Genomic DNA, 22,001 nt, shown 5'->3' with positions numbered 1-22,001 from the left:
ACGGAAGGCCGGTACTTACCCCGGCAGGGGCAGCGGGTAGAATCATCGGGATCTGCAGGGTCCGTGCCGCGACCCGGCCCCACTTGGCCACCTGGCCCCGGCTGGCTCGCTGCAGCACACCTTTTCCTTTCCGACGACTCCAGTTCCTCCCCGCTTATGGCCTCCGCTCTGACCGACAAACTTTCGCGACTCGTCAAGGAGATGCGCGGCCAGGCCCGCATCACCGAATCCAACGTGCAGGACATGCTGCGCGAAGTGCGCATGGCCCTGCTCGAGGCCGACGTGGCTCTGCCCGTGGTGCGCGACTTCGTTGCGCGCGTCAAGGAAAAGGCGCTGGGCCAGGAGGTGCTGGGCTCGCTGCAGCCGGGCCAGCTGCTGGTGTCCATCGTCAACAAGGAACTCGCCGCCACCATGGGCGAGGGCGTGGCCGACATCAACCTCAACGCCCAGCCGCCGGCCGTCATCCTGATGGCCGGCCTGCAGGGCGCCGGCAAGACCACGACCACGGCCAAGCTGGCCAAGCACCTGATCGAGCGGCGCAAGAAGAAGGTGCTCACCGTGTCGGGCGACGTGTACCGCCCCGCCGCCATCGAGCAGCTCAAGACCGTGACCGCCCAGGCCGGTGCCGAGTGGTTCCCCTCCACGCCTGACCAGAAACCCCACGACATCGCCGTGGCCGCGCTGGATTACGCCAAGCGCCACTTCTTTGACGTGCTGCTGGTCGATACGGCCGGCCGCCTGGCCATCGACGAGCTGCTGATGGCCGAGATCAAGGATCTGCACGCCACGCTCAAGCCGGTCGAGACCCTGTTCGTCGTCGATGCCATGCAGGGCCAGGATGCGATCAACACGGCCAAGGCCTTCAAGGAAGCGCTGCCCCTGACCGGCATCGTGCTGACCAAGCTCGACGGCGACTCGCGCGGTGGCGCGGCGCTGTCGGTGCGGCAGATCACGGGCGCCCCCATCAAGTTCGCCGGCGTGTCCGAAAAGATCGACGGCCTGGAGGTGTTCGACGCCGACCGCCACGCGCAGCGCGTGCTGGGCATGGGCGACATCGTGGCCCTGGTCGAGCAGGTCACCAAGGGCGTGGACATGGAGGCCGCGCAGAAGCTGGCCGAGAAGGTCAAGAGCGGTGACGGCTTCGACCTCAACGACTTCCTGGCCCAGATCCAGCAGATGAAGCAGATGGGCGGCCTGTCCAACCTCATGGACAAGCTGCCGGCCCAGCTCACGGCCAAGGCCGGCCAGGTGGACATGGACAAGGCCGAGCGCGAGATCCGCCGCAAGGAAGGCATCATCTGCTCCATGACCGCCAAGGAGCGCAAGAAGCCCGAGATCATCAAGGCCACGCGCAAGAAGCGCATTGCCGACGGCGCGGGCGTGCAGGTTCAGGAAGTCAACCGCCTGCTCAAGGAGTTCGAGCAGATGCAGGAGATGATGAAGAAGATGAAGGGCGGCGGCCTCATGAAGATGATGAAGCGCATGGGCGGCATGAAGGCCATGAAGGGAATGATGGGCGGTGGCGGCGGCATGCCCAAGCTCCCGTTCTGATGGGCACCGCCTGAGCCGCCGGGCCGCGCGCTCTTTCCCGCCAAGCCGCAGCGCAGCCTGCGGCTTTTCTTTTGGCCGCGAGGGCTTTGTGAGAACATGCAGCGCCATGAAGGCTGGTGTTTCGACTTCCCTTGCGGTGTCTCCGGTGACCGGCGCGCGGCTCTCGCGCCGTGACTGGGGTCTGCTGGCGGCCGCCGTGCTGCTGGCTGGCTGCTCTTCCGCTCCGCGCAAGGGCGCGGGCCCGGCGCCGGTGCCTTCGCCGCAGGCGCTCAATCTGGACGGCGAATTGCGCGAGGCGCTGCTGGCGCGCACCATGCTTGTGGTCAACACGCCCTATACCTATGGCGGCAATTCGCCCGAAGGCGGTTTCGACTGCAGCGGCCTGATTCAGTGGGCCGTGGGCGGCATCACCGAAAACCGCCTGCCGCGCACCACGGCGCAGTGGGCGCAGTTCAGCAATCCCGTGGGCAGCCGCAGCCTGCAGCGCGGCGACTTCGTGTTCTTCAATACCCTGGGCGCGCGCTATTCGCACATGGGCATCTTCGTGGGCAACGGCCAGTTCGTGCATGCACCGTCCAGCGGCGGCACGGTGCAGCGCGTGCGCATGGACAACATCTATTTCGCCAAGCGCTTCACCGAGGCGCGCAGCATCTTCGCCTGAACGCTGGCCGGGCGACGGGTTTGAGCCGGGTCTTCAATCGATGAGTCAATCAAGATTCCAGGGAAATCCAGGGTGTCGGAATGCGTAACAAGCTCGAATTCGCACTGCGCCTGCGCCAGGCCATCGAGGCTGCGGGACTGGAGCCCCGGCCCAGCGTGCTTCTGAAGCTGTTCAATTCCAGTTACTGGGGGCGGCCGATCTCGTTCCAGGCGGTCTCGCGCTGGCTGAACGGCGAGGCCGTTCCCGAGCAGGACAAGCTGGTGCTGCTGGCGGGTTTGCTCGAGGTCGAGCCCGATGTGTTGCGCTATGGCGAGTCGGCCCACCGGTCCCCGTCGTCCCTGCCGTCGCCGCTCGAATGCCAGGAGCCGGGCGTGGGCTATCTCGAACGAGAAACCTTCGATGCCTTTCTGAAGCTGCCCGCGCCTCAGCGCCAGGTGGTGCGGGAGGTGATCCTCACCTTCGCCAAGGTGCATGGCGAAGGCTGAGCACCGGGCAGGGCAGGCAGGGCAGGCGGCGCTCCCGCCTGGCGGCAGTCACCGGACGGCCTGCTGCTGCCAGGGCATGGCATGCCAGGGGTGGCGCGGATCGGCCACCCACTGCTGCACTTGCTCGGGCGTCACGCTGCGCCCCAGCACGTCGGCGCGGCCACGGGCCAGCCACTGGCTGCGGCCGCGTGCGTAGGCCAGGCCGAAGGCCTGCCAGCTGTCAAAGCAGTCCCGCGCACGGCATGCGTTCAGGTGCAGGATCTGCTGGTGCAGGGCCTCGTCCACCCAGCCGAGCAGCCAGGCACAGCGCACATGGAAGGCCACGCGCGCGCAGGCAAAGGCCATGGCGGCATGGGGATCGTCACCGGCCTGCAGGCGCTGCAGGTCCAGCGTGAACCAGCGCTGGCGCAGGCCGTCGGGCAACTGGCGTGCGATCTGGGTATCGTCCAGGTCGGTGCGCAGGCCCAGGTGGTGCAGCACCATGGGGCGCAGCTGGGTGGTCAGTGCGGAGTCGGCGCCGTTGAGCTGCCGGTCCGCAAAGCCGCCCTGGATGGCGTGAAAGGCCATGGGATGGGCCAGGGCCAGGGCCCAGTCCAGTGCCGCGTCACCGCTGCGGTAGCTGCTGAAGTCACCGCGTTGGCGCGACGCACGCATGCGCCGCAGGCCGGCGCGCACTGCCCACCAGAGCAGTGCAGACAGCACAACAAGGGTGAAGGCGTTCATCTCGGATTTCCTGTCCTGCCCGGCGATCCCGCTCGGCGGCGCGCCAGCTCCAGCGACTGCTGCAGGGCCGCGCTGCGCGGCATGCGCTCGAAGGCGGGCACGGGCACGGTGTCGCGGCGTGCCGCGACCAGCCATTGCATCAGGGGCGACCGGATATCCAACTGCTCCAGCAGCGCCGGGTGGGACTGCAGCAGCCACAGCTGCTCGGCCTCGGTGTGCAGCTCGCTGGCCGCGCACCAGGCAGCCGCGCTGCCCGTGGCCAGCAGCTGTGCCGGTCGGCGCACGATGCCCATGGCCAGGGCGTCCGCCGGCGCCTCGCCATCGGTATCGAGGTGATTGAGCAGGGCCAGCACATCGGCCAGGTAGCGCGCAATCGGCGGGCGGTTCTGCTTGCCCTTGATCTGGTCGATGCGCAGCCGCCCGTCGTCCCGCACCTGGGCGCTGACGGTGATGCGCGGCTGGGCCGTGCCCGTGCGGTAGCTGAACAGCCGCAGCCGGCCCTGCTCGCAGGCTTCGGCGTAGTGCTCGCCATAGCCGCCGCGCAGTGCGCCGCGCTCGCTGAACTGGCCCAGGCAGTGGCGCATCATCTGGCTTTCATAGGCCATTTCGGCGCGCAGGTCCGGGCTTTGGGCATCGAATTCGACGAAGACACCCAGCTGGCCACGCAGCAGCGGGCGCACGGCGCCGGGCCGGTGCTCGGCCCAGCCGCTGTCGCTTTTCCGGGCGAAGGCCAGGTGCTCCAGCGTCCAGCGCGCCAGCGCCTGCGGGCAGTTGATGCGCTGCAGCTTGCCCTCCAGCGCGGTGCCGCGCCGGGTGGACAGGAACTCCAGCAGCCGGCTCTCCAGCGCCAGCAGGGGTGCGCTGTCGGGCTCCACCCACCACAGCGGCGCGCTGCCGTCGGCCGCCGGCCTGTCCGGTGACAGCGGCTGGCGGGACGCATGTTCGCGCAGGCGCTCCAGCGCCCAGGCGGCAGGCTCGGCGCGCCGGTGCAGGCGCATCAGCTCGGCCTGCGTGGACACGGGCTGCACGGCAGGCGGATCGGCGTCGAGGTTGCCGATCACATGGCGGTAGAAGTGGTTGGCCAGCCAGGCGGCGATCTCCTCGCTGTCGCCGCGTGCAGCGCTGCGCTCGCGGATGCGCTGCTTGATGGCCGGCGCATTGACCACGTCGCGCGGCCGATAGGCACTGGCGGCGTTGGCACCGGCGCCCGGGTTCACCACAGCTTCCACCAGGGCTTGCTGTCCGAGCGCAGCTTGAGGCAGCGCTTGAGGCCGTCCTTTGCCATCCTGTGCTCGGCCTCGCCGTCGTCGGGCGTGAGCTTGTCGATGGCCTCGCGGTGCAGGGCCACGGCCTGGTCGATGGGGCCGCAGCTTTCCATGGCGCAGGCCAGGCGGCGCAGCGTGTAGCACTCGCCCAGGGCGCGCACTTCGGGCAGCAGGGCGTCCAGGCGCGGGCGCACCAGTTCGCCATGGTTTTCGGAGAAGAAGTCGAGCAGGGACATCAGCGAGGCCAGGTAGTCGCGCCGCTGTTCGCGCTGGTCGTCCTCGTCCAATTCCTCGAACCACTGGTCCAGGCGCTCCAGCCAGATGCCGATTTCGCCTGCGCGGCCCAGCTGGTAGAGCGCCAGCGCCGCGCTGGGGAAGTAGTCCGTGGGGCAGTGGCGGCTGTAGCCGTAGTCCTGGGTGAAGTGCCACAGCTGCTCGGCCGCCGTGACGATGCCGGGTCGGTCGTCACGGCGGATGGCGCACCACAGCAGGCCGTCGTGGTGTTCGGCAAAGGGGCTGCTGGACAGGCCCTTGTGGTGCAGGGCCGCCGCCTCGTCATAGCGCTGCTGCGAGCGGTACTTGATGGCCAGGTTGTTGCAGAGCATGGAGTAGACGTGCAGGTGCGCGTCCTTGTACCGGCCCTGGCCGGTGGCCCAGAAGGCCTCGAAGCGGGCCAGGCCCTCTTCGTAGTAACGCTGCACCAGCGGCTCGCGCACCTCGTCGCCCGGCACCTGCCGGCCCTCGCCCATGATGGCGGCCAGGTCGTCCTCGTCGTCCAGGGTCACGCCCGCTGCATAGCACCAGTGGGCGCCATGGCCCTGCGCAAAGGGGCGCTGCAGCGCCTGCGCGGCGGGCAGCACGGCGAAGCGCGCGGCCCAGAGCATGGGCAGCAGCTCGGAGTTGGCGTGCCGGGGCTGCTCGGTCACGCCGCGCTCCAGCAGAGGCAGGGCCTGCTCCCATTGGCGGTCCTTGGCCAGGCGCCAGCCGTCGATCAGGTCCAGCAGAGGGTGGCCGGGCGCCTGGGTGCGCGCCAGGGCCAAGTAGTCGTCGGCGCTGCGCGGAGCAGCCGGGCTGTCTTCCAGGATCTCCTGCATGTCGGAATCCAGTCCCGCCCAGGCCAGGATCAGCGCCCAGGCCGGTGCATGGGCGGTGTCGCTGTCCACTCTGCGCAAGGCCAGTTCATAGCCCTGACGGGCCGATCCGGGGCGGCTGTGCAGCACGCTTTCCAGCGCCAGGTCCGCCGCATCGGCCAGGCGGCCCGCCTCTTCCAGCCACTGCAGCACCAGGCCGCTGAAGGCATCGTCGGAGTCATCCACCAGGCCGAAGCGGCCCAGCGCAGCCAGCTGCAGCGCGGCCTCGGGCTGGCCCATGGCATGGCAGGCCATGGCCTGCAGCCGGGCCGCATGGACCTTGCGGTGCGTGCGCACCGCCTGCGATGCGGCGGGGCTTTCGGTGCGGGCCAGGTGCTGCTCCGCCGCCATGAGCACGGCCGGAACGCTTTGCGGGGCCAGCGGCAGGACCTCGCGCGCAAGGTGCAGCCAGTCGTCGAAGTCCACGTTCTGCTCTGCATCGGCCTGGGTCAGCAGCGCCGTGGCGGCCTGCACCTGGCGCACGGTGGCGGGCACATCGCCGCGCAGACGGGCCAGCTCGGCCTTGCGCAGGCAGGCACGCGCGTCGCGGCGCGCGGGGGAGGCCTCGCCATCCGGGTCGCTGCGTTCGTGGCTGCGCTGCAGGTCCACGCCTTGCTCGGCCAGCTCCCAGGCCTGGGCTTCGCGGGCCAGGTAGTGCCAGCCGTTCCAGTAGCGGTAGGGCTCGCTGGTATGCGGCAGCCGGCCCATGAGATCGGCGGCGGGCGCGAGCAGGGCCACGCCGCCTTCACGGTCAAAGCGCAGCCGGCTCTGGATGTCGCTGAGCGCCAGGCTGGCCGTGGCCAGCAGGTGGTTGTCGCCCTGCAAGGGCTGCAGCGTGGCAGCGCGGTGTTCGCGCAGCAGTGCGTTGGCGGTTTCGGGCCGTTCCAGGTCCAGCCAGAGATCGTGCAGGCGCTCCAGCTCGCCCACCGTGGCCGGGGCGAAACGCTGCTGGGAGAGCAGCTCCATGACGGCCGCCTGGCGTTCGGCCGGGGCGATGGGGCTGGCATCAGCCTCCTGCTGCAGCAGGTCGTGCGCCTGGTCCATGAAGGCATGCAGGGCTTCGCCCTCAAGGACGGCCTGGGCGGTGGCGGGCTGGGAGGTGTTCATGGAATCGATAGCAAGCAAGCGAAGCTGGAAAAGCCATGCAGGCCGACGGACCTCAGGGCGGCGACCCCGCGATGCTAGCGGGCCAGCCGGCACCATGCCAGAGTGGCCGGGCTGTTTTCACGTCCTGTTACATGCAAAAAAGCCCGGCATTGCCGGGCTTTGGTTACGCAGGAGACGCTGGGCCGCCGGGGCCGCCGGGGCCGCCGGGATCGGGTTGGGATCAGTGGCGCACCACGACTTCGCCGCGCAGCGTGAAGGTGCGGGCCTCGGTGATCTTCACATCGATCATCTGGCCGATCAGGCGTTCGTTGCCCGGGAAGTTCACCACGCGGTTGCACTCGGTGCGGCCCATGAGTTCGCTGCCATCGCGCTTGGACAGTCCTTCCACCAGCAGGCGCTGCACCGTGCCCACGCGCTCGTCGCTGATGTCCTTGATGTTGTTGTTGATCACGGCCTGCAGCTCCTGCAGGCGGCGCAGCTTGACTTCGTGCGGCGTGTCGTCGTGCAGGTTGGCGGCCGGCGTGCCGGGGCGGGGGCTGAAGATGAAGCTGAAGCTGTTGTCGAAGCGCACGTCGTGGATGAGCTTCATCATCTTCTGGAAGTCTTCCTCCGTCTCGCCGGGGAAGCCCACGATGAAGTCGCTGCTCATGGCCATTTCGGGCCGGATGGCGCGCAGCTTGCGGATGGTGCTCTTGTACTCCATGGCCGTGTAGCCGCGCTTCATGGCCATGAGTATCTTGTCGCTGCCGTGCTGCACGGGCAGGTGCAGGTGGCTGACCAGCTTGGGCAGCCGAGCGTAGGCCTCGATCAGGCGCGGCGTGAACTCGTTGGGGTGGCTGGTGGTGTAGCGGATGCGCTCGATGCCGGGGATCTCGGACACGTACTCCAGCAGCAGGGCAAAGTCGGCGATCTCGGCCGTGTCACCCATCTTGCCCAGGTAGGCGTTGACGTTCTGGCCCAGCAGCGTGACTTCCTTCACGCCCTGGTCGGCCAGGCCGGCGACCTCGATCAGCACGTCCTCGAACGGGCGGCTGACTTCCTCGCCGCGCGTATAGGGCACGACGCAGTAGCTGCAGTACTTGGAGCAGCCTTCCATGATGGAGACGAAGGCCGAGGAGCCTTCCACGCGCGCGGGCGGCAGGTGGTCGAATTTCTCGATCTCGGGAAAGCTGATATCGACCTGGGGCTTGTGCTTGGCGGCGCGTGCATTGAGCAGCTCGGGCAGGCGGTGCAGGGTCTGCGGGCCGAAGACCACGTCCACATAGGGCGCGCGCTTGATGATTTCCTCGCCCTCCTGGCTGGCCACGCAGCCGCCCACGCCGATGAGCACGCCGCGTTCCTTCAGGTGCTTGTAGCGGCCCAGGTCGCTGAACACCTTCTCCTGCGCCTTCTCGCGCACCGAGCAGGTGTTGAACAGGATCAGGTCGGCCTGCTCGGGATCGTCGGTGGATTCGTAGCCCTGGGCTGCGCCCAGCACATCGGCCATCTTGTCCGAGTCGTACTCGTTCATCTGGCAGCCGAAGGTTTTGATAAAGACTTTCTTGGACATGGTGGGGTTCCGTCAGGCAGCCGCCGCACTGCAAGCGGCGGTCTGCAAAAAATGAAGGTGGCTCGGCCAGGGGGCGGCGTGCCCCATGGCCGGGCCGCTGCGCCCCGCAAGTCGCGGGCCGCGTCAGCCGTGTACGTGCTGTGCGCTTGCTGTGGTGCGCGCGGTGCTCAGTTGAAGATGCGCTGCAGCATCGACTTGGGCTTGTAGTGCTTGTCGGCCTCGGCCTTGGTCAGGATCCAGGCCTGGTGCAGCCACTGCGTCTGCGGCTCGATCACATAGCCCACCACGAGCTTGCTGCCCTGGTAATTGATGGCCTGCACCAGCGTGCGTTCAGGGCTGAACAGGCGAAAGCCCGGACTGGTGCGAATGGTCTTGCCGTCGATCTCCACCTCGGGGAACTGGGTCACGACCAGCTCGCCGAACTGGGCCTGCGGGGGGAAATTGCGCGTCTCGTTGGACGGCAGCCCTTGCGCGGCCACGCCCAGGCTGGCGCAGGCCAGGCCGGCGAGCAGGGCGCCGGCACACAGGCGGCGGACGGGAGAGAAATGGGGCTTGCAGCGGTTCATGGTGTACATCCAGGGGCTGAACCCGCGATTCTACGAACTTGCCGCCGCGCAGGCGCAGCACTCGGGCATTGGTTCAGGTGCGGCCCGGCGCATACAGCACCGCCTTGGGCGGGCGGCACAGGCCCCAGAAGCGCAGGCCGATCAGTTCGGCCATCTGCACGCCCATGGCCGTGGGTGCGGAGATGGTGGCCAGGGCGGCGATGCCGACCTTGGCGCATTTGCGCACCAGCTCATGGCTGCCGCGGCTGGAGAGCACGACAAAGCCGGCCTCGCCCAGGCGGCCTGTGCGGGAGAGGCGGCCGACCAGCTTGTCCAGCGCGTTGTGGCGGCCCACGTCTTCGAGCACATCCGTCAGTTGCCCGTCCAGCCCTGCCCAGCCTGCGGCATGCACGGCGCCGGCTTCGGCGTTGAGCAACTGCAGCGGCGGCAGTGCCGCGATGGCTGCACAGACGGTATCGGCATCGACACGGGCGATCCAGTCGTGCGCGGGCAGGGGGTCGAAGGACAGGTCCAGCGCCGCGAAGCTGTCCACGCCGCAGACACCGCAGCCCGTGCGCCCGCTCATGCTGCGGCGCCGGTCCTTGAGGCGGGCGAAGCAGCGCGAGGCCACGTCCAGCTGCACCTCGATGCCGTCCATGCCGGACGGAAGGCCTGCGGCCTGTGCAGCCACGGTGCGCACCTCGATGCCGTAGCAGTCGGCAGCGCTGTCCAGAATGCCTTCGGTGAGCGCAAAGCCCAGCGCAAAGTCTTCCAGGTCCGAGGGCGTGCCCATCATCACGGCATGGGAGATGCCATTGAACACCAGGGCGATGGGGACTTCGCTGGCCAGCACCTGCGGCTCGGCCTGGATGCTGACGGAGCCGCCTTCACCGAGCCGGTGGCGCGCCACCGCATGCGTGCGCAGCGCGGCAATGGCAGGCGGGGCGGCGCATGCAGCATCTGCTGCGCCGGGGCCTGCGTCTGGGGCGGGGACGGGTGCGGGGGCGTGTTCGGTGGTGGCGTTCATGGCGTGGGCCGTGCAGGCGGCTTCCGCATGATATCGGCGCCGCCGCGCGTGCTCAGTCCAGCAATGCCATGCCCTTGATCTGGGCGAAGACATGCATGCCCGGCGCAATGCCCAGCTGCCGGGCGGAATGCAGGGTGATGCGTGCCAGCAGGCGGGACGGGCCCAGCTGCAGCGAGACCATGACCTGGCCCGGGCCGTCCTCACGCAGCTCCTGCACGGTGGCAGGCAGGATATTGAGGATGCTGCTGTCTTGCGGGTGCTGCAGGCTCAGGCTCACATCGCGTGCCTGCACGCGCAACTGCACGGTTTCGCCGATGGGGCGCGGGGAGGCCATGACAAGGCGCAGGCGCCCGCCATCGAAGGACAGCGTACTCAGGTGTGCATCGGGATCGTGCTGCTGGACCTGTGCGCTGACCATGGCCGCTGCCGTGTCGCCCATGCTCAGCGGCAGGTCCAGCCGTGCCAGCAGCTCGCTGGTGGCGCCGGCGGCGACCAGGCCGCCGGCCTTGAGCAGCACCAGGTGCTGGGCCAGGCGAGCGACCTCGTCGATGGAGTGGCTGACATAGAGGACGGGAATGTCGAGTTCGCGGCGCAGCTGGTCCAGGTAGGGCAGGACCTCGGCCTTGCGCTGGGCGTCCAGCGCGGCCAGCGGCTCGTCCATCAGCAGCACCCGCGGGCTGGTGGCCAGCGCCCGCGCAATGGCCACGCGCTGGCGCTCGCCGCCCGACAGGGTGGAGGGCATGCGGTCCATCAGGTGGCTTATGCCCAGCAGTGACACGGCCTGGTCCTGGGATACCTTGCGCCGTGCGGCCGGCGTGCGCCGCATGCCGTAGTCGATGTTGCGCCGCACGGTCAGGTGCGGGAACAGGCTGGCTTCCTGGAACACATAGCCCAGCGCACGGCGGTGCGTGGGCAGCCATTGGCTGGCCGCATCGTCCTGCCAGACCTCGCCGTTGACGGCGACGCGGCCGCGCGCGCGCTCCAGTCCCGCCAGGGCGCGCAGGCAGGTGGTCTTGCCGCAGCCCGAGGGGCCGAACAGGGCGGTGACGCCGCGCCCGGGCAGCTGCAGCTGCACATCAAGGCGGAAGTCGGCACGTTCCAGTGCCAGGTTTGCGATGATTTCCGAGGAGGGATGGGAGTGCGCGTCGCCGGACATCAGGGAGGGAGAGAAGGCGGTCATCATGCGCGGCGCTCCTCACGCGGCTGCAACAGGTGCAGGGCCAGAAGAACCAGGAAGGAGAACACCACCATGCCGCCCGCCAGCCAGTGGGCGTGGGCGTACTCCATGGCCTCCACATGGTCGTAGATCTGTACCGAGACCACGCGCGTCACGCCGGGAATATTGCCGCCCAGCATCAGCACCACGCCGAACTCGCCCACGGTGTGCGCAAAGGTCAGCACGGCCGCCGTGATGAAACCCGGCCGCGCCAGCGGCAGCGCCACGGTGAAGAAGCGGTCCAGCGGCCCCGCACCCAGGCTGGCCGCAGCCTCCATGGGCCGCGTGCCCAGGGATTCGAAGGCACGCTGCAGCGGCTGCACCGTGAACGGCATGGAATAGACCAGCGAACCGATGACCAGGCCCGGAAAAGTGAAGGGCAGGGTGCTCAGCCCCAGCGCCTGCGTCAGCTGCCCCACGGGGCCGTTGGGACCCATGGTCACCAGCAGGTAAAAACCGATCACCGTGGGCGGAAGCACCAGGGGCAGCGCCACCACGGCGCCAATCGGGCCGCGCCAGCGCGAGCGCGTATGCGCCAGCCACCAGGCCAGCGGCGTGCACAGCGTCAGCAGCAGCACCGTGGTCACGCTGGCAAGTTTCAGCGTCAGCCGTATGGCGGCGTAGTCGTCGGCGGTAAGAATCATGCGGGAAGAATTCAGTGGTTCGCAGCGCTGTTGGATCTCACTCAACGCACGAAACCGGCGCGGCCCGGCTCAGCGACGCTGAGCACGGGCCCGTGCCGGCCGACCCCTCCCCAGGAGAGAGGGAAGGCGCGCAAGCGCGCCTCAACAGGTGTCAGAAGCTATAGCCGTAGGAGCGGATGATGGCACGGGCCTTGTCGGCGCGCAGGTACTTCATCAGCTCGGTGGCGGCTTCGTTGTCCTTGCCGTTGTTGAGCACGATGGCGTCCTGGCGGATGGGCTCGTGCATGGAGCCGGGCACCTGCCAGGCCGAGCCTTCGCGCAGCTTGCCGTTTTCCATCACCTGCGACAGGGCCACAAAGCCCAGCTGGGCATTGCCCGTGGCCGCGAACTGGTAGGTCTGGGCGATGTTCTCGCCCATGACGATGCGCGGCTGCACCTGGGCCGTGATGCCCAGCTTGTTCAGCACTTCCATGGCTGCCGTGCCGTAGGGCGCCAGCTTGGGATTGGCCACGGCGATGTGCTTGTAGTCGCCGGTCTTGAGGACCTCGCCCTTGTCGTCCACATAACCGGCCTTGGGGCTCCACAGCACCAGCTGGCCGATGGCGTAGGTGAAGCGCGAATCGGGCAGGCCGCGGCCTTCCTTGGCGATCTTCTCGGGCGTGGTGTCGTCGGCGGCCAGCAGGATCTGGAAGGGCGCGCCGTTGACGATCTGCGCATAGAACTTGCCCGTGGCGCCGAAGGACAGCAGGGCCTTGTGGCCGGTGTCCTTCTCGAACTCGGCGGCGATCTTCTGCATGGGCGCCGTGAAGTTGGCGGCGACGGCCACCGACACTTCGGCGGCCTGCGCAGCGGCCCAGCCGAACAGGGCAAGGGCGGCGAAGGCGGTGGCACGCAGGGGCTGGTTCACGTTCATGGGTCTCTCGCTATTCCGTTGGTGAATAGCGCAGTGTAACGACCTGAAAATGCGCATGCAGGGTGCAGGCGTTTTGCTTGGCGGGAAATAACGCTTGGCGGGCATGATGCTGCGCATGACTGCCGCAACCCCCGCTTCTCCCTCAGACCTGGTGCCCGCGCTGGGCCATGACCTGGCCGACCGGCGCATCGCCATCCTGCGGCATATCGCGGCAGGGCATTCGATTTCCCAGGCCGCGCGCGAGGCGGGTGTCAGCTACAAGGCGGCCTGGCAGGCGCTGGATGTGCTGACCAATCTGGCGGGCCGTGCCCTGGTGGAGCGCTCGGTGGGCGGCGCCGGCGGTGGTGGCGCGCGCATCACCGAGGCCGGGCAGTCCCTGCTGGCCATGGCCGATGCGCTGGAGCAGGCGCGCGCGCAGGTGCTGCAGCGCTTTGGCGGGCCCGCCGGCGTTTCTTCGGCGGCTCCCGGGCTGGGGCTGGGCCTGCGCACCAGCATGCGCAATCTGTGGCCTTGCCGGGTTGGTGCCCTGCAGGCGCAGGGCGCCCAGGTCCGCGTCTGGCTGCTGCCCGACGGCGGCGGGGATGCATCAGGCATTGCCGCACGCATCACCGAAGAAAGCGCCCAGTTGCTGGGCCTGGCGCCGGGCCTGCCCGTGATGGCGCTGTGCAAGGCCACGGCCGTGCAGGTGCTGCCTTCGGCGCCACGCTCCGATGTGCATGCCCAGGCCAATGCCTGGCCCGCCCAGGTGCAGCGCGTGGCCCGGGCCGACAGGGCGGGGCCGCGTGAAGTGGTGGCACAACTGCCCTGGGGCGGTAGCGGCGTGGGTTACGCGGCCGAGCCGGCCGAGGGCGAGTCCTGGACCTTGCGCGCAGGGCGCAAGGTCTGGCTGACGGTGCCGGAGTCCGCCGTGGTGCTGGCCGTGGCCGATTGAGCAGATGGAGCGGATGGAGTGTTGAAGGAGCAGCAGCGCGTTGCGCATGCGCAGCAGTGGCTGCAGATTCGGACGGGTCTGATGGCGCATTCAGGGCGGTATACGAAGAATTGCGCCGCTGTGAAACCTGCGCGCTCTGGCGGCGCGGGCTTTTCTGGCGACCGAATCATCGAAACCTCCCTGGCCCTCCATGAGCATCCTGAAATTGCGCAGGCAAGAGAAAGTGGCGGTCTACACCGCCTTGCTGTGTTCCTTCATCGCGGCGTTCATCTTCTTCGCGTCCGAAGGTGTTGCTGACAGTTTTCAGCAGCGGCTGGATGCGCTGGCCATCTGCGCCGTCATCGGTGCGCTGGTGACCTGGTTCAATCACTGGTGGTTCCGGGTCTGGGGCTGGCATCTGGTGCCTGTGACCCTGCTGCTGTTTTATGCCGGCACGCTGGCCGCAGGGTGGCTGTTTGGCGGATGACGACGGTGAAGGCGGTGAAGGTGGTGGGGGAACCTGCCGCCACGCTTTGCATCGAAGATCCTTTTCGACTGCCTCACCAGGCCATCCACGGCCTTGCCCCCTGCCATGAAGACCACCCTGTCCGCCGCCCTGATCTGCCTGTTCCTGTCCACCCCGGCGATGTCCCGTCCGCTGGACCCGGCGCCTCTGGATGCCTCGCAGTTCAACCTGGGGCTGGTCGGGTTCGCGGGCGAGATCTCGCCTGCGGAGCGGCACCTGGAGGCCATGCTCAGGCGGCCCGAGGCCAATGCCGTCCTGCTGTCGGTGATCGACGATCCGCGCCGATCTCCCGTGGCCAAGCTCTATGCGCTGTGCGGGCTCAAGCGCATGGGCAGCGGCGGCTACGAGGCTGCGCTGGTCAAGCTGCGCGGCTTTGAGGGCCAGGTCTCCGTGATGCTGGGAGACCAGATGTTCCAGGAAGGCATTCGCGAGGCGGCAGACCGCATCGAAAACCTGGAGTGCAGCGAAGGCGGCTGAGCCTGGGCACGCCGGTTGCCGGACAAAAAAAGAGCTGCCATCGGCAGCTCTTTGCATTGTGGGGCATCGTTCTGAGCCGGAGAATCTGAGCCGCTCAGGACAGCTCGCGTCCCTTGAGTTCGGGGATCAGGAAGGCCGTGGCCAGCATGTCCAGCACATAGATGGCCGCCAGCAGGGCGATGGCTACCTGGAACGAATAGCTCATGGCCAGCGCACCGATCACCACCGGGCCCAGTCCGCCCACGGCGCGGCCGATGTTGAACAGCACGTTCTGCGCGGTGGCGCGCGCCTCGGTGGGGTAGGCCTCGCTCATCACGGCGCCGTAGCCGCCCATCATGCCGTTGACGAACAGGCCCATGAGGGCCCCTGCCCAGAGCATGGCCGTGGGGTCGGACAGCTGCGAATAGAGCACGACCATGATGACCGAGCCCAGCTGGAAGATCAGGAAGCTGGGCTTGCGGCCGATGCGGTCGGCCAGCTGGCCGAAGACCCAGATGCCGACCATCATTCCCACCACGGTCACGGCAGTCCATATCGAGGACTTGGTCAGGCTGAAGCCCAGTTGCTTGGACAGGAAGCTGGGCATCCAGATCATGATGCCGTAGTAGCCGAAGTTCTGGACCGAGGTCAGCACGATCACGCCCAGGCTGACCTTGGTCGTGGCGCGGTCCTTCACCAGCAGCTTCAGGCTTTGCAGCACCGGCACGCGGGCCGAGGGCGTGGCGGACTGCTGGCGCTTCACGAAGACTTCGGGCTCGTGCAGCTTGTTGCGGATCACCCAGGCCACCACGGCCGGTATCACGCCCACCAGGAACATGCCGCGCCAGCCGATGAGGGGCAGCAGCAGCGGCGTCAGCAGCGCCGCGCCCAGCACGCCCATTTGCCAGCCCAGGGCCACGTAGGACGAGACGCGGGCGCGGTGGCGGGCAGGCCAGGCCTCGGCGGCCAGTGCCATGCCGATGCCGAACTCGCCGCCCAGGCCGATGCCCGCAATCGTGCGGTAGGCCAGCAGGTCCCAGTAGCCCTGCGCGAAGGCGCACAGGCCCGTGAAGACTGCGAACAGCATGATGGTCCAGGTCAGCACGCGGATGCGCCCGTAGCGGTCGCTGAGCAGGCCGAAGAAGATGCCGCCGAACACGGCACCGATCAGCGTCCAGGTCACCAGCGAGCCGGCCTGGCCCGGCGTGAGGTGCAGGTCGGCCGAAATGGCCGACAGCATGAAGCCCAGGATCAGCAGGTCGAAGCCGTCCATGGCATAGCCCACGGCCGAGCCGGCCAGGGCCTTCCAGCTGTAGCCGTTGACCTGGGTGGCATGTGTGCCGACATGCGTGTCTGTGCTGGCGCCGGCAGCATTGGCTGCGAGCGCCCCGGAGGAAGTGGTGGTCACGTGAAAATCCTTGAAAGCCAGGACGGCGCGCGCTCTCGCTGGGGTGCGGCACCACGCAAAACGCCTGCGCCGCCGGCTGGGCCGGCGTGCGGGCACGCTGCGCGTGTGCGGCATCCTGGAGTGGCGATGGGCACGGGAAATCCTGGTGGGAAAACAAGCTGGGCGGCCGGCATGCCGGAGCATGGCAGGGGCTGCGCGCAAAAGACAGAGCGCAAGGTGCAGCGCCAAAAGACCGCTTCTGCAAAAAGCGAAAGCCCTGAAATCGGCCGGGCGATCAGGGCTTGGAGGCGGTGGGCTGGCCCTGCGAGGAGAGGGCGGCCCATGCGAGCGGGCGCAATGGTAAGGCAAGTCGCCAGCCAAGGCAAGCTGCGGGGCTTATGCCAGGGCGCTGGGTCTTTGGCCGGGGCGCCAAGGGGGCTCGTGCTAGGCTGGCGCCCGCTGCGGCCATTGCGCCGCTGGCACGCCCCATTACTGCCCGGGTCCGTCTATGACCTTGCGGTGCAGTGCGGCGATATCTCGCAGGTTTTGCCAATAAAAACAATTCTCATTACAGTTTGGCATTCCGAGTTCTCCAACCTCCGATCCTTTCTGCCATGCATCCCATCCTGATTGCAGCCGCCCTGGCCCTGGGCGCGGCCGCCCCGATGAGCCAGGCCGCAGCCGCCGGCACCGTTCAACAGCCCGTGAAGAAGAGCCTCTCCGTTGCGGAGGTGGTCAAGCATTACGGCACCCTGGTGCACGCCAATTACTCGGACTCCATCAGCTCCGCCAAGACCATGCAGAAAGCCATTGCGGCCTTTCTGGCGGCGCCCAGCGAGCAGGGCCTGAACCAGGCACGCAAGGCCTGGCTGGATGCCCGGGAGTACTACGGCCAGACCGAAGCCTTCCGCTTCTACGCCGGTCCCATCGACAACGATGAAGGCCCCGAAGGCCAGATCAACGCCTGGCCCATGGACGAGTCCTATGTGGACTATGTGGAAGGCAATCCCAACGCCGGCATCATCAACAACCGCAAGGAAGCCATCACCAAGAAGCGCCTGGCCGAGCTCAACGAGCATGACGGCGAGGAGAACGTTTCCACCGGCTGGCACGCCATCGAGTTCATGCTCTGGGGCCAGGACCTGAACGACAAGGGGCCCGGCGCGCGTCCGTACACCGACTTTGTCGATGGCAAGAAGTCCAATGCCGACCGCCGCCGCGAGTACCTGAAGGTGGTGACCGCGCTGCTGATCGAGGACCTGCAGTCCGTGGCCGACCAGTGGAAGCCCGGCTCGCCCAAGAACTTCCGCGCCCAGTTCGAGAAAAAGCCCGACGATGCGCTGCGCCGCATCTTCGTGGGCCTGGGTTCGCTGTCGCGCGGCGAGCTGGCCGGCGAGCGCCTGGAGGTGGCCCTGGCCAGCCGCGACCAGGAAGACGAGCACTCCTGCTTCTCGGACAACACGCACCGCGATGCGGTGACCAATGCCCAGGGCATCCTCAACGTCTGGCAGGGCAGCTACAAACGCCTGGATGGCAGCGAGCTGCAAGGCCCGGGCATCAAGGACTGGGTGGCCTCCAAGGACAGCGCGCTGGCCGACAGGACCACGCGCCAGATCATGCAGTCGGTGCAGGCGGCCCAGGCCATTCCCGCGCCGTTCGACCAGGCCATCCAGGGCGCACGCGACTCGGCCTCGCGCGCCAAGATCCAGGCCACCATCGACAGCCTGGTCCAGCAGAGCAAGGATCTGGTGGAGGCGGCCAATGCCGTCGGCATCACCCAGCTCAACCTGGTGGACCCCAAGGCCAACTAAAAGAACATCCACGCCAGCGTCCATCCATTCCTGCGCCCATGTGCCAAGGCCGCCGCCCCCGAAAGGGTTCGGCGGCCCTGGCTTTTCCAGGGACGTCCCCACCCATGAATCTCTCCCCCCCGCTGCTGGTCGCTGCCTCCCTGGTCCTGATGGGCTGCTCGGCCCAACAGCAGGACACGGTGGCTGCCGCTCCAGCGCGCGCGCCAGCACCGCAGCCTGCTCCCGATCCAGCTCCCGATCCAGCCCTTTTGTTCGCGGCACCCGGCGAGCCCCTGCCCCCGGGCGGCCAGACCACGGTCCACGCCACGGGCCGCAACGCCTTCTCGCTGCCCGCCGCCAACCTGGAGGATGCAGAGCGCACGCGCTTCGTCATCGGCAACTCCTTCTTCAAGCGCAACTGGGTGCAGGCGCCGGCCTCCACCACGGCGCGCGATGGCCTGGGCCCGCACTTCCTGGCGCGCTCCTGCGGCGGCTGCCATGTGCAGGACGGCCGTGCCCAGCCGCCCGACTTCCACAACCCGCTCAAGCCCCAGCCTTTCGCGGGCCTGCTCATGCGGCTGTCCATTCCGGGCGAAGGCCCGCACGGCAGCCCGGTGCCGGACCCGGTCTATGGCGACCAGTTCAACACCGAGGGCGTGCTGGGCGTCAAGGGCGAGGGCCAGCTGCGCATCCGCTATGAACAGGTGCATGGCCGCTTTGCCGACGGCACGGCCTACACGCTGGAAAAGCCGGTCTACGAGCTGGCTGCGCTCAACTACGGCCCCCTGGCTTCCAACCTGATGACCAGCCCGCGCATTGCGCCCCAGGTCATCGGCCTGGGCCTGCTGGAGCACATCCCGGAGTCCGAGATCCTGGCCAACGCTGCCGCCCAGGCGGCCCTGGGCGGCCCCATCAAGGGCCAGCCCAACTATGTCTGGGATGCCTACGGCGAACGCATGATGCTGGGCCGCTTCGGCTGGAAGGCCAACGTGGCCTCCATTGCCCACCAGACGGCCTCGGCCTTCCTGGGCGATATCGGCATCACATCGAAGCGTTTCCCGCACCAGACCTGCACGCCCGCACAAAAGGACTGCCTGGCCGCGCCCAACGGCAACGGCGCCGAGGGCGTGGAGATCGAGGACCGCGTGCTGGACGACGTGATCTTCTACCAGGCCACGCTGGCGCCGCCTGCACGGCGCAACGCCAGCGACCCTGCCGTGCGCCGTGGCGAGGCACTGTTCCACCAGGCCCAGTGTGCGCAGTGCCACCGGCCCTCGTACAAGACCGGCGGGGAGCTGTTTCCCGCGCTGTCGCCGGCACTCAGCAGCAAGGGGTTGTCGGGCCAGACCATTGCGCCCTACACCGACCTGCTGCTGCACGACATGGGCGATGCGCTGGCCGATGGCCGGCCCGACTTCAAGGCCTCAGGCCGCCAGTGGCGCACGCCGCCGCTGTGGGGCATAGGCCTGCTGCCCGATGTCAACAACCACCAGCGCCTGCTGCACGACGGCCGTGCGCGCGGCGTGCTGGAAGCCATCCTCTGGCACGGCGGCGAGGCCGAAGCCGCGCGCGAACAGGTGCGCCAGTTCAGTGCCGAAGACCGTGAAGCCCTGGTCAAATTTGTGGAGTCCCTCTGATGCAAGACATGCGCATGACCCCTCGCCAAATCCTTTGCGCCGCCGCGCTGGCGCTGCTGGCCGCCGCCCCGGCCCATGCCCAGGAAGTGGATGCCAACATGGCCATTCCCTTCTACAACACGGCCCACGCCGTGCAGGGGCTGTACGGCCAATGGTTCTCACCCCAGGCCAAGGCCGCGCAGGCATCCGCCCAGGCGCTGAACCAGGCGCTGCGCGCGCACTGCACGGCACCTGCGGCACCTGCGGCACCTGCGGGATCGGCTGCCGCCACGCTGCAGACGGCGCGCCAGGCCTATGTGCAATCGTCGCGGCAGTGGAGCAGCCTCTCGGCCGTGGCTCTGGGGCCGCTGGTGGAGCGCCGCTCGGCACGTCTGGTGGACTTCCGCCCCATGCGCCCGGCCCTGCTCAAGAAGGCCATACAGTCGGCCCCCGCCGATCTGGCTGCCATGGAGCGCATCGGCGCACCCGCCAAGGGATACCCGGCGCTCGAGAACCTGCTGTGGACCCAGTCCGTGGAGCCGCAGACGCCGGCCTGCGCCTATGCCACCCTGGTGGCCGAAGAAATCGGCGCCGAGATGGGCATCCTCGGCAACGGCTTTGCCAAGCTCGCGGCCCAGGATTGGTCCGAGGACGGCGATGCCACCACCGAAGCCATGGCCGAGTTCATCAACCAGTGGGTGGGCGGACTGGAGCGCCTGCGCTGGGCGGACATGGAAAAGCCTTTGCGTAGTGCGGGCAGCAAACCGCCTGCCTGGGAGCATCTCGCCAGCGGCAGCACCCTGGAGATCTGGCGCGCGCACTGGCAGGGCCTGCGCACGCTGGCCGTGAGCGTGGACCGCAAGGTGCCCCAGCCCGGCGTGGACATCGTGCCCATCGAGTCCTACCTGCGCGGCCGTGGCCTCAACCCGCTGGCCGACCGCTGGCTCAAGGCCGTCAACGAGGCCGATGCCGGCATGCGCGCCCTGACCGAGCCGACCGCCAAGGCCGTCGATGCCGCGACCAAGCCGCTGTCGCGCCTCAAGCGCCTCATGGAAGGCGAGGTGGCGCCTGCGCTGGAAGTCAACATCGGGTTCTCGGATGCCGACGGGGATTGAGCAGGCGCTGAATCGCCGCCGCTGGCTGCAGGGCATGGGGCTGCTGGCTGCCATGCCGCTGACAACCTCCCATGCGGCCAGGCCGTCTGGACCGGCACGGTCGCTGGCTGCGGCCTGGATGCAGGGCGAGCAGATGCGTGTCGGCATCGTGCAGGCCAGTGCGCAGGTGGACAGGCCGCTGCAGGTGCTGCAGGCCCTGGATGTGCCCACGCGCGCCCATGGCATGGCCGCGCTGCGCGACGGCTCCGTGGTCTTTGCCAGCCGCCGCCCCGGTGACTGGCTGGTGCGCTTGAAGCCCGGACAGGCCGCCGAGGATGCGCAGTGGCAGTGGATCGAGCCCGACCGCTTCTTCAACGGCCATATCATCGAAAGCGCCGATGGCCGCCATCTCTACACCACCGAGACCGACTTGGAAGATGCCCAGGGACTGATCGGCGTGCGCGATGCCATCACCTTGGAGAAGATCGCCGAATGGCGCACGGGCGGCATGGACCCGCACCAGTTGCTGCTGGACGCCGACGGCACGCTGATGGTCGCCAATGGCGGCATTCCCACGCAGTCCGAAACCGGCCGGCGCAAGCTGCAGCTGGACCACATGGATTCGTCCATCGCACGGCTGCTGCCGGCCGAAGGCGGCGCCCGTGCCGGCCTGTGGAAGCTGGACGACAGCCGCCTGAGCCTGCGCCACCTGGCCTGGGGGCCGCAGGTCGCCCACGCGCCCGCGCGCCGCTGGCTGGGCATCGCGCTGCAGGCCGAGCACCGCGACACCGAAGCGCGCGCCGCCGCGCCCGTGCTGGCCCTGTTCGATGGCCACCGTTTGCATGCCGTGCCCCTGCCCGAAGGGCGCGAGCCCCTGGCCGGCTATGGCGGCGATATCGGTTGCGACGGTCAGCTCTTTGCCGTCAGCTGCCCGCGCGTGAACACCGTCACCTGGTGGCAGGTGCCCGACAGCGGTCAGGCCAGCGGACGCTGGCTGCGCGGCGATGCCATGCCGGGCGTGTACTGCGTGGCCAACGCAAGTGTCTCGCTGGATGCCAAGGGCCGGCCCCTGCCTGCCGAGCCCGCGCTGTGGATGGGCGGTGCACGCCAGGCCCAATTGCGCCAGCGCGGCCAGGTGCTGCGCACGGTGGCTGTTCCTGGCATGGCGCTGGACAACCACTGGATTGCGTTGGAGCGCGGCAGCTAGCAGCCGGAGGCGGCGCCGCAAGCGGCGCGCTCTGGCGGAGTGCAGCGCCAACGGAAAAAGGGTCTACGTTTGCACGTACACCCTTTTCTTTGTTTGGTGGCGCTTCACGGATTCGAACCGCGGACCTGTGGATTATGATTCCATCGCTCTAACCGACTGAGCTAAAGCGCCGTAAGACCTAAATTATATGCAGAATTTT

At 68.3% G+C, this 22,001-nt stretch carries 20 protein-coding genes and 1 tRNA gene; 10 read left to right on the top strand and 11 right to left on the bottom strand.

Annotation, left to right across the window (positions count from 1 at the left end; translation table 11 throughout):
- Positions 1 to 156: 156 nt before the first annotated feature.
- From ffh to IAE24_RS09775, 3 genes are all read left to right on the top strand, one after another.
- Entirely contained in the window at positions 157 to 1,551 is a 1,395-nt protein-coding gene (gene ffh / locus IAE24_RS09785) for a signal recognition particle protein (RefSeq protein WP_012203439.1), read from the top strand.
- A gap of 106 nt (positions 1,552 to 1,657) precedes the next feature.
- Positions 1,658 to 2,212 (top strand): C40 family peptidase, encoded by a 555-nt coding sequence (locus IAE24_RS09780; RefSeq protein WP_013804083.1) that lies wholly within the window; start codon positions 1,658 to 1,660, stop codon positions 2,210 to 2,212.
- 80 nt (positions 2,213 to 2,292) lie between these two features.
- Positions 2,293 to 2,697 (top strand): helix-turn-helix domain-containing protein, encoded by a 405-nt coding sequence (locus IAE24_RS09775; protein WP_199960699.1) that lies wholly within the window; start codon positions 2,293 to 2,295, stop codon positions 2,695 to 2,697.
- Between the two features lie 48 nt (positions 2,698 to 2,745).
- On the opposite strand, the gene IAE24_RS09770 is transcribed toward IAE24_RS09775, so the two are convergent.
- The 9 genes from IAE24_RS09770 to modA form a co-directional block, all read right to left on the bottom strand.
- Positions 2,746 to 3,420 carry a DUF1266 domain-containing protein gene (locus IAE24_RS09770; protein WP_199960697.1) on the bottom strand — a complete coding sequence of 225 codons (675 nt, stop codon included), beginning with the start codon at positions 3,418 to 3,420 and terminating at the stop codon, positions 2,746 to 2,748.
- Positions 3,417 to 4,637, bottom strand: a complete 1,221-nt coding sequence (locus IAE24_RS09765; RefSeq protein ID WP_199960754.1) for a hypothetical protein — start codon at positions 4,635 to 4,637, stop codon at positions 3,417 to 3,419. The genes IAE24_RS09770 and IAE24_RS09765 overlap by 4 nt, the downstream gene beginning before the upstream one ends.
- Entirely contained in the window at positions 4,634 to 6,922 is a 2,289-nt protein-coding gene (locus IAE24_RS09760; RefSeq protein ID WP_199960696.1) for a tetratricopeptide repeat protein, read from the bottom strand. The genes IAE24_RS09765 and IAE24_RS09760 overlap by 4 nt, the downstream gene beginning before the upstream one ends.
- Positions 6,923 to 7,142: 220 nt before the next feature.
- Positions 7,143 to 8,471, bottom strand: coding sequence for a tRNA (N6-isopentenyl adenosine(37)-C2)-methylthiotransferase MiaB (miaB, locus tag IAE24_RS09755; RefSeq protein WP_012203445.1), 1,329 nt, complete (start codon positions 8,469 to 8,471; stop codon positions 7,143 to 7,145).
- A gap of 167 nt (positions 8,472 to 8,638) precedes the next feature.
- Complete coding sequence (locus IAE24_RS09750) at positions 8,639 to 9,037, bottom strand: hypothetical protein (protein WP_043783237.1); 399 nt, start codon at positions 9,035 to 9,037, stop codon at positions 8,639 to 8,641.
- Positions 9,038 to 9,110: 73 nt separating this feature from the next.
- On the bottom strand, positions 9,111 to 10,043 hold the full coding sequence (gene fdhD / locus IAE24_RS09745; protein ID WP_199960695.1) for a formate dehydrogenase accessory sulfurtransferase FdhD: 933 nt from the start codon (positions 10,041 to 10,043) through the stop codon (positions 9,111 to 9,113).
- A 52-nt stretch (positions 10,044 to 10,095) separates the two neighbouring features.
- Positions 10,096 to 11,226: a molybdenum ABC transporter ATP-binding protein gene (modC, locus tag IAE24_RS09740; RefSeq protein ID WP_199960694.1), complete on the bottom strand. Its 1,131-nt coding sequence runs from the start codon at positions 11,224 to 11,226 to the stop codon at positions 10,096 to 10,098.
- Complete coding sequence (gene modB / locus IAE24_RS09735; protein ID WP_013804076.1) at positions 11,223 to 11,903, bottom strand: molybdate ABC transporter permease subunit; 681 nt, start codon at positions 11,901 to 11,903, stop codon at positions 11,223 to 11,225. Before modB ends, modC begins: the two co-directional genes overlap by 4 nt.
- 151 nt (positions 11,904 to 12,054) lie before the next feature.
- The gene (gene modA, locus IAE24_RS09730; RefSeq protein ID WP_099734614.1) at positions 12,055 to 12,816 is read right to left on the bottom strand and encodes a molybdate ABC transporter substrate-binding protein; all 762 of its coding nucleotides are present in this window, start codon (positions 12,814 to 12,816) and stop codon (positions 12,055 to 12,057) included.
- A 103-nt stretch (positions 12,817 to 12,919) separates the two neighbouring features.
- Between modA and IAE24_RS09725 the strand changes: the two genes are divergently transcribed.
- From IAE24_RS09725 to IAE24_RS09715, 3 genes are all read left to right on the top strand, one after another.
- Positions 12,920 to 13,747 (top strand): TOBE domain-containing protein, encoded by an 828-nt coding sequence (locus IAE24_RS09725; protein ID WP_199960693.1) that lies wholly within the window; start codon positions 12,920 to 12,922, stop codon positions 13,745 to 13,747.
- A gap of 190 nt (positions 13,748 to 13,937) precedes the next feature.
- Complete coding sequence (locus IAE24_RS09720) at positions 13,938 to 14,213, top strand: hypothetical protein (protein WP_013804073.1); 276 nt, start codon at positions 13,938 to 13,940, stop codon at positions 14,211 to 14,213.
- Between the two features lie 105 nt (positions 14,214 to 14,318).
- A complete protein-coding gene (locus IAE24_RS09715) occupies positions 14,319 to 14,729 on the top strand; it encodes a hypothetical protein (protein WP_199960692.1) in 411 nt (136 codons plus the stop codon).
- Positions 14,730 to 14,823: 94 nt separating this feature from the next.
- Here IAE24_RS09715 and IAE24_RS09710 read toward each other — a convergent pair whose 3' ends face one another.
- Positions 14,824 to 15,981 (bottom strand): MFS transporter, encoded by a 1,158-nt coding sequence (locus IAE24_RS09710; protein WP_224986381.1) that lies wholly within the window; start codon positions 15,979 to 15,981, stop codon positions 14,824 to 14,826.
- 728 nt (positions 15,982 to 16,709) lie between these two features.
- On the opposite strand from IAE24_RS09710, the gene IAE24_RS09705 reads away from it, so the two are divergent.
- The 4 genes from IAE24_RS09705 (at position 16,710) to IAE24_RS09690 (ending at position 21,802) form a co-directional block, all read left to right on the top strand.
- Entirely contained in the window at positions 16,710 to 17,906 is a 1,197-nt protein-coding gene (locus tag IAE24_RS09705) for an imelysin family protein (protein ID WP_071954426.1), read from the top strand.
- A 104-nt stretch (positions 17,907 to 18,010) separates the two neighbouring features.
- Positions 18,011 to 19,522 carry a di-heme oxidoreductase family protein gene (locus IAE24_RS09700; protein WP_199960691.1) on the top strand — a complete coding sequence of 504 codons (1,512 nt, stop codon included), beginning with the start codon at positions 18,011 to 18,013 and terminating at the stop codon, positions 19,520 to 19,522.
- Positions 19,522 to 20,616 carry an imelysin family protein gene (locus tag IAE24_RS09695; RefSeq protein ID WP_199960690.1) on the top strand — a complete coding sequence of 365 codons (1,095 nt, stop codon included), beginning with the start codon at positions 19,522 to 19,524 and terminating at the stop codon, positions 20,614 to 20,616. The genes IAE24_RS09700 and IAE24_RS09695 overlap by 1 nt, the downstream gene beginning before the upstream one ends.
- On the top strand, positions 20,600 to 21,802 hold the full coding sequence (locus IAE24_RS09690) for a DUF1513 domain-containing protein (protein ID WP_123692979.1): 1,203 nt from the start codon (positions 20,600 to 20,602) through the stop codon (positions 21,800 to 21,802). Before IAE24_RS09695 ends, IAE24_RS09690 begins: the two co-directional genes overlap by 17 nt.
- 94 nt (positions 21,803 to 21,896) lie before the next feature.
- Here IAE24_RS09690 and IAE24_RS09685 read toward each other — a convergent pair.
- Positions 21,897 to 21,973 (bottom strand) — tRNA-Met (locus IAE24_RS09685).
- Positions 21,974 to 22,001: the final 28 nt, after the last annotated feature.

The organism is Delftia sp. S65, assembly GCF_016516495.1.
Taxonomy (GTDB): Bacteria; Pseudomonadota; Gammaproteobacteria; order Burkholderiales; family Burkholderiaceae_C; genus Comamonas; species Comamonas acidovorans.
Note: the sequence above shows the minus strand (reverse complement) of the source record. Positions and strands in the feature narration are given on the sequence as shown.

Coding starts and splice junctions, on each gene's coding strand:
- ffh (WP_012203439.1), top strand. CDS start 157: ATGGCCTCCGCTCTGACCGACAAACTTTCGCGACTCGTCAAGGAGATG.
- IAE24_RS09780 (WP_013804083.1), top strand. CDS start 1,658: ATGAAGGCTGGTGTTTCGACTTCCCTTGCGGTGTCTCCGGTGACCGGC.
- IAE24_RS09775 (WP_199960699.1), top strand. CDS start 2,293: ATGCGTAACAAGCTCGAATTCGCACTGCGCCTGCGCCAGGCCATCGAG.
- IAE24_RS09770 (WP_199960697.1), bottom strand. CDS start 3,420: ATGAACGCCTTCACCCTTGTTGTGCTGTCTGCACTGCTCTGGTGGGCA.
- IAE24_RS09760 (WP_199960696.1), bottom strand. CDS start 6,922: ATGAACACCTCCCAGCCCGCCACCGCCCAGGCCGTCCTTGAGGGCGAA.
- miaB (WP_012203445.1), bottom strand. CDS start 8,471: ATGTCCAAGAAAGTCTTTATCAAAACCTTCGGCTGCCAGATGAACGAG.
- IAE24_RS09750 (WP_043783237.1), bottom strand. CDS start 9,037: ATGAACCGCTGCAAGCCCCATTTCTCTCCCGTCCGCCGCCTGTGTGCC.
- fdhD (WP_199960695.1), bottom strand. CDS start 10,043: ATGAACGCCACCACCGAACACGCCCCCGCACCCGTCCCCGCCCCAGAC.
- modC (WP_199960694.1), bottom strand. CDS start 11,226: ATGATGACCGCCTTCTCTCCCTCCCTGATGTCCGGCGACGCGCACTCC.
- modB (WP_013804076.1), bottom strand. CDS start 11,903: ATGATTCTTACCGCCGACGACTACGCCGCCATACGGCTGACGCTGAAA.
- modA (WP_099734614.1), bottom strand. CDS start 12,816: ATGAACGTGAACCAGCCCCTGCGTGCCACCGCCTTCGCCGCCCTTGCC.
- IAE24_RS09725 (WP_199960693.1), top strand. CDS start 12,920: ATGATGCTGCGCATGACTGCCGCAACCCCCGCTTCTCCCTCAGACCTG.
- IAE24_RS09720 (WP_013804073.1), top strand. CDS start 13,938: ATGAGCATCCTGAAATTGCGCAGGCAAGAGAAAGTGGCGGTCTACACC.
- IAE24_RS09715 (WP_199960692.1), top strand. CDS start 14,319: ATGAAGACCACCCTGTCCGCCGCCCTGATCTGCCTGTTCCTGTCCACC.
- IAE24_RS09710 (WP_224986381.1), bottom strand. CDS start 15,981: ATGGACGGCTTCGACCTGCTGATCCTGGGCTTCATGCTGTCGGCCATT.
- IAE24_RS09705 (WP_071954426.1), top strand. CDS start 16,710: ATGCATCCCATCCTGATTGCAGCCGCCCTGGCCCTGGGCGCGGCCGCC.
- IAE24_RS09700 (WP_199960691.1), top strand. CDS start 18,011: ATGAATCTCTCCCCCCCGCTGCTGGTCGCTGCCTCCCTGGTCCTGATG.
- IAE24_RS09695 (WP_199960690.1), top strand. CDS start 19,522: ATGCAAGACATGCGCATGACCCCTCGCCAAATCCTTTGCGCCGCCGCG.
- IAE24_RS09690 (WP_123692979.1), top strand. CDS start 20,600: ATGCCGACGGGGATTGAGCAGGCGCTGAATCGCCGCCGCTGGCTGCAG.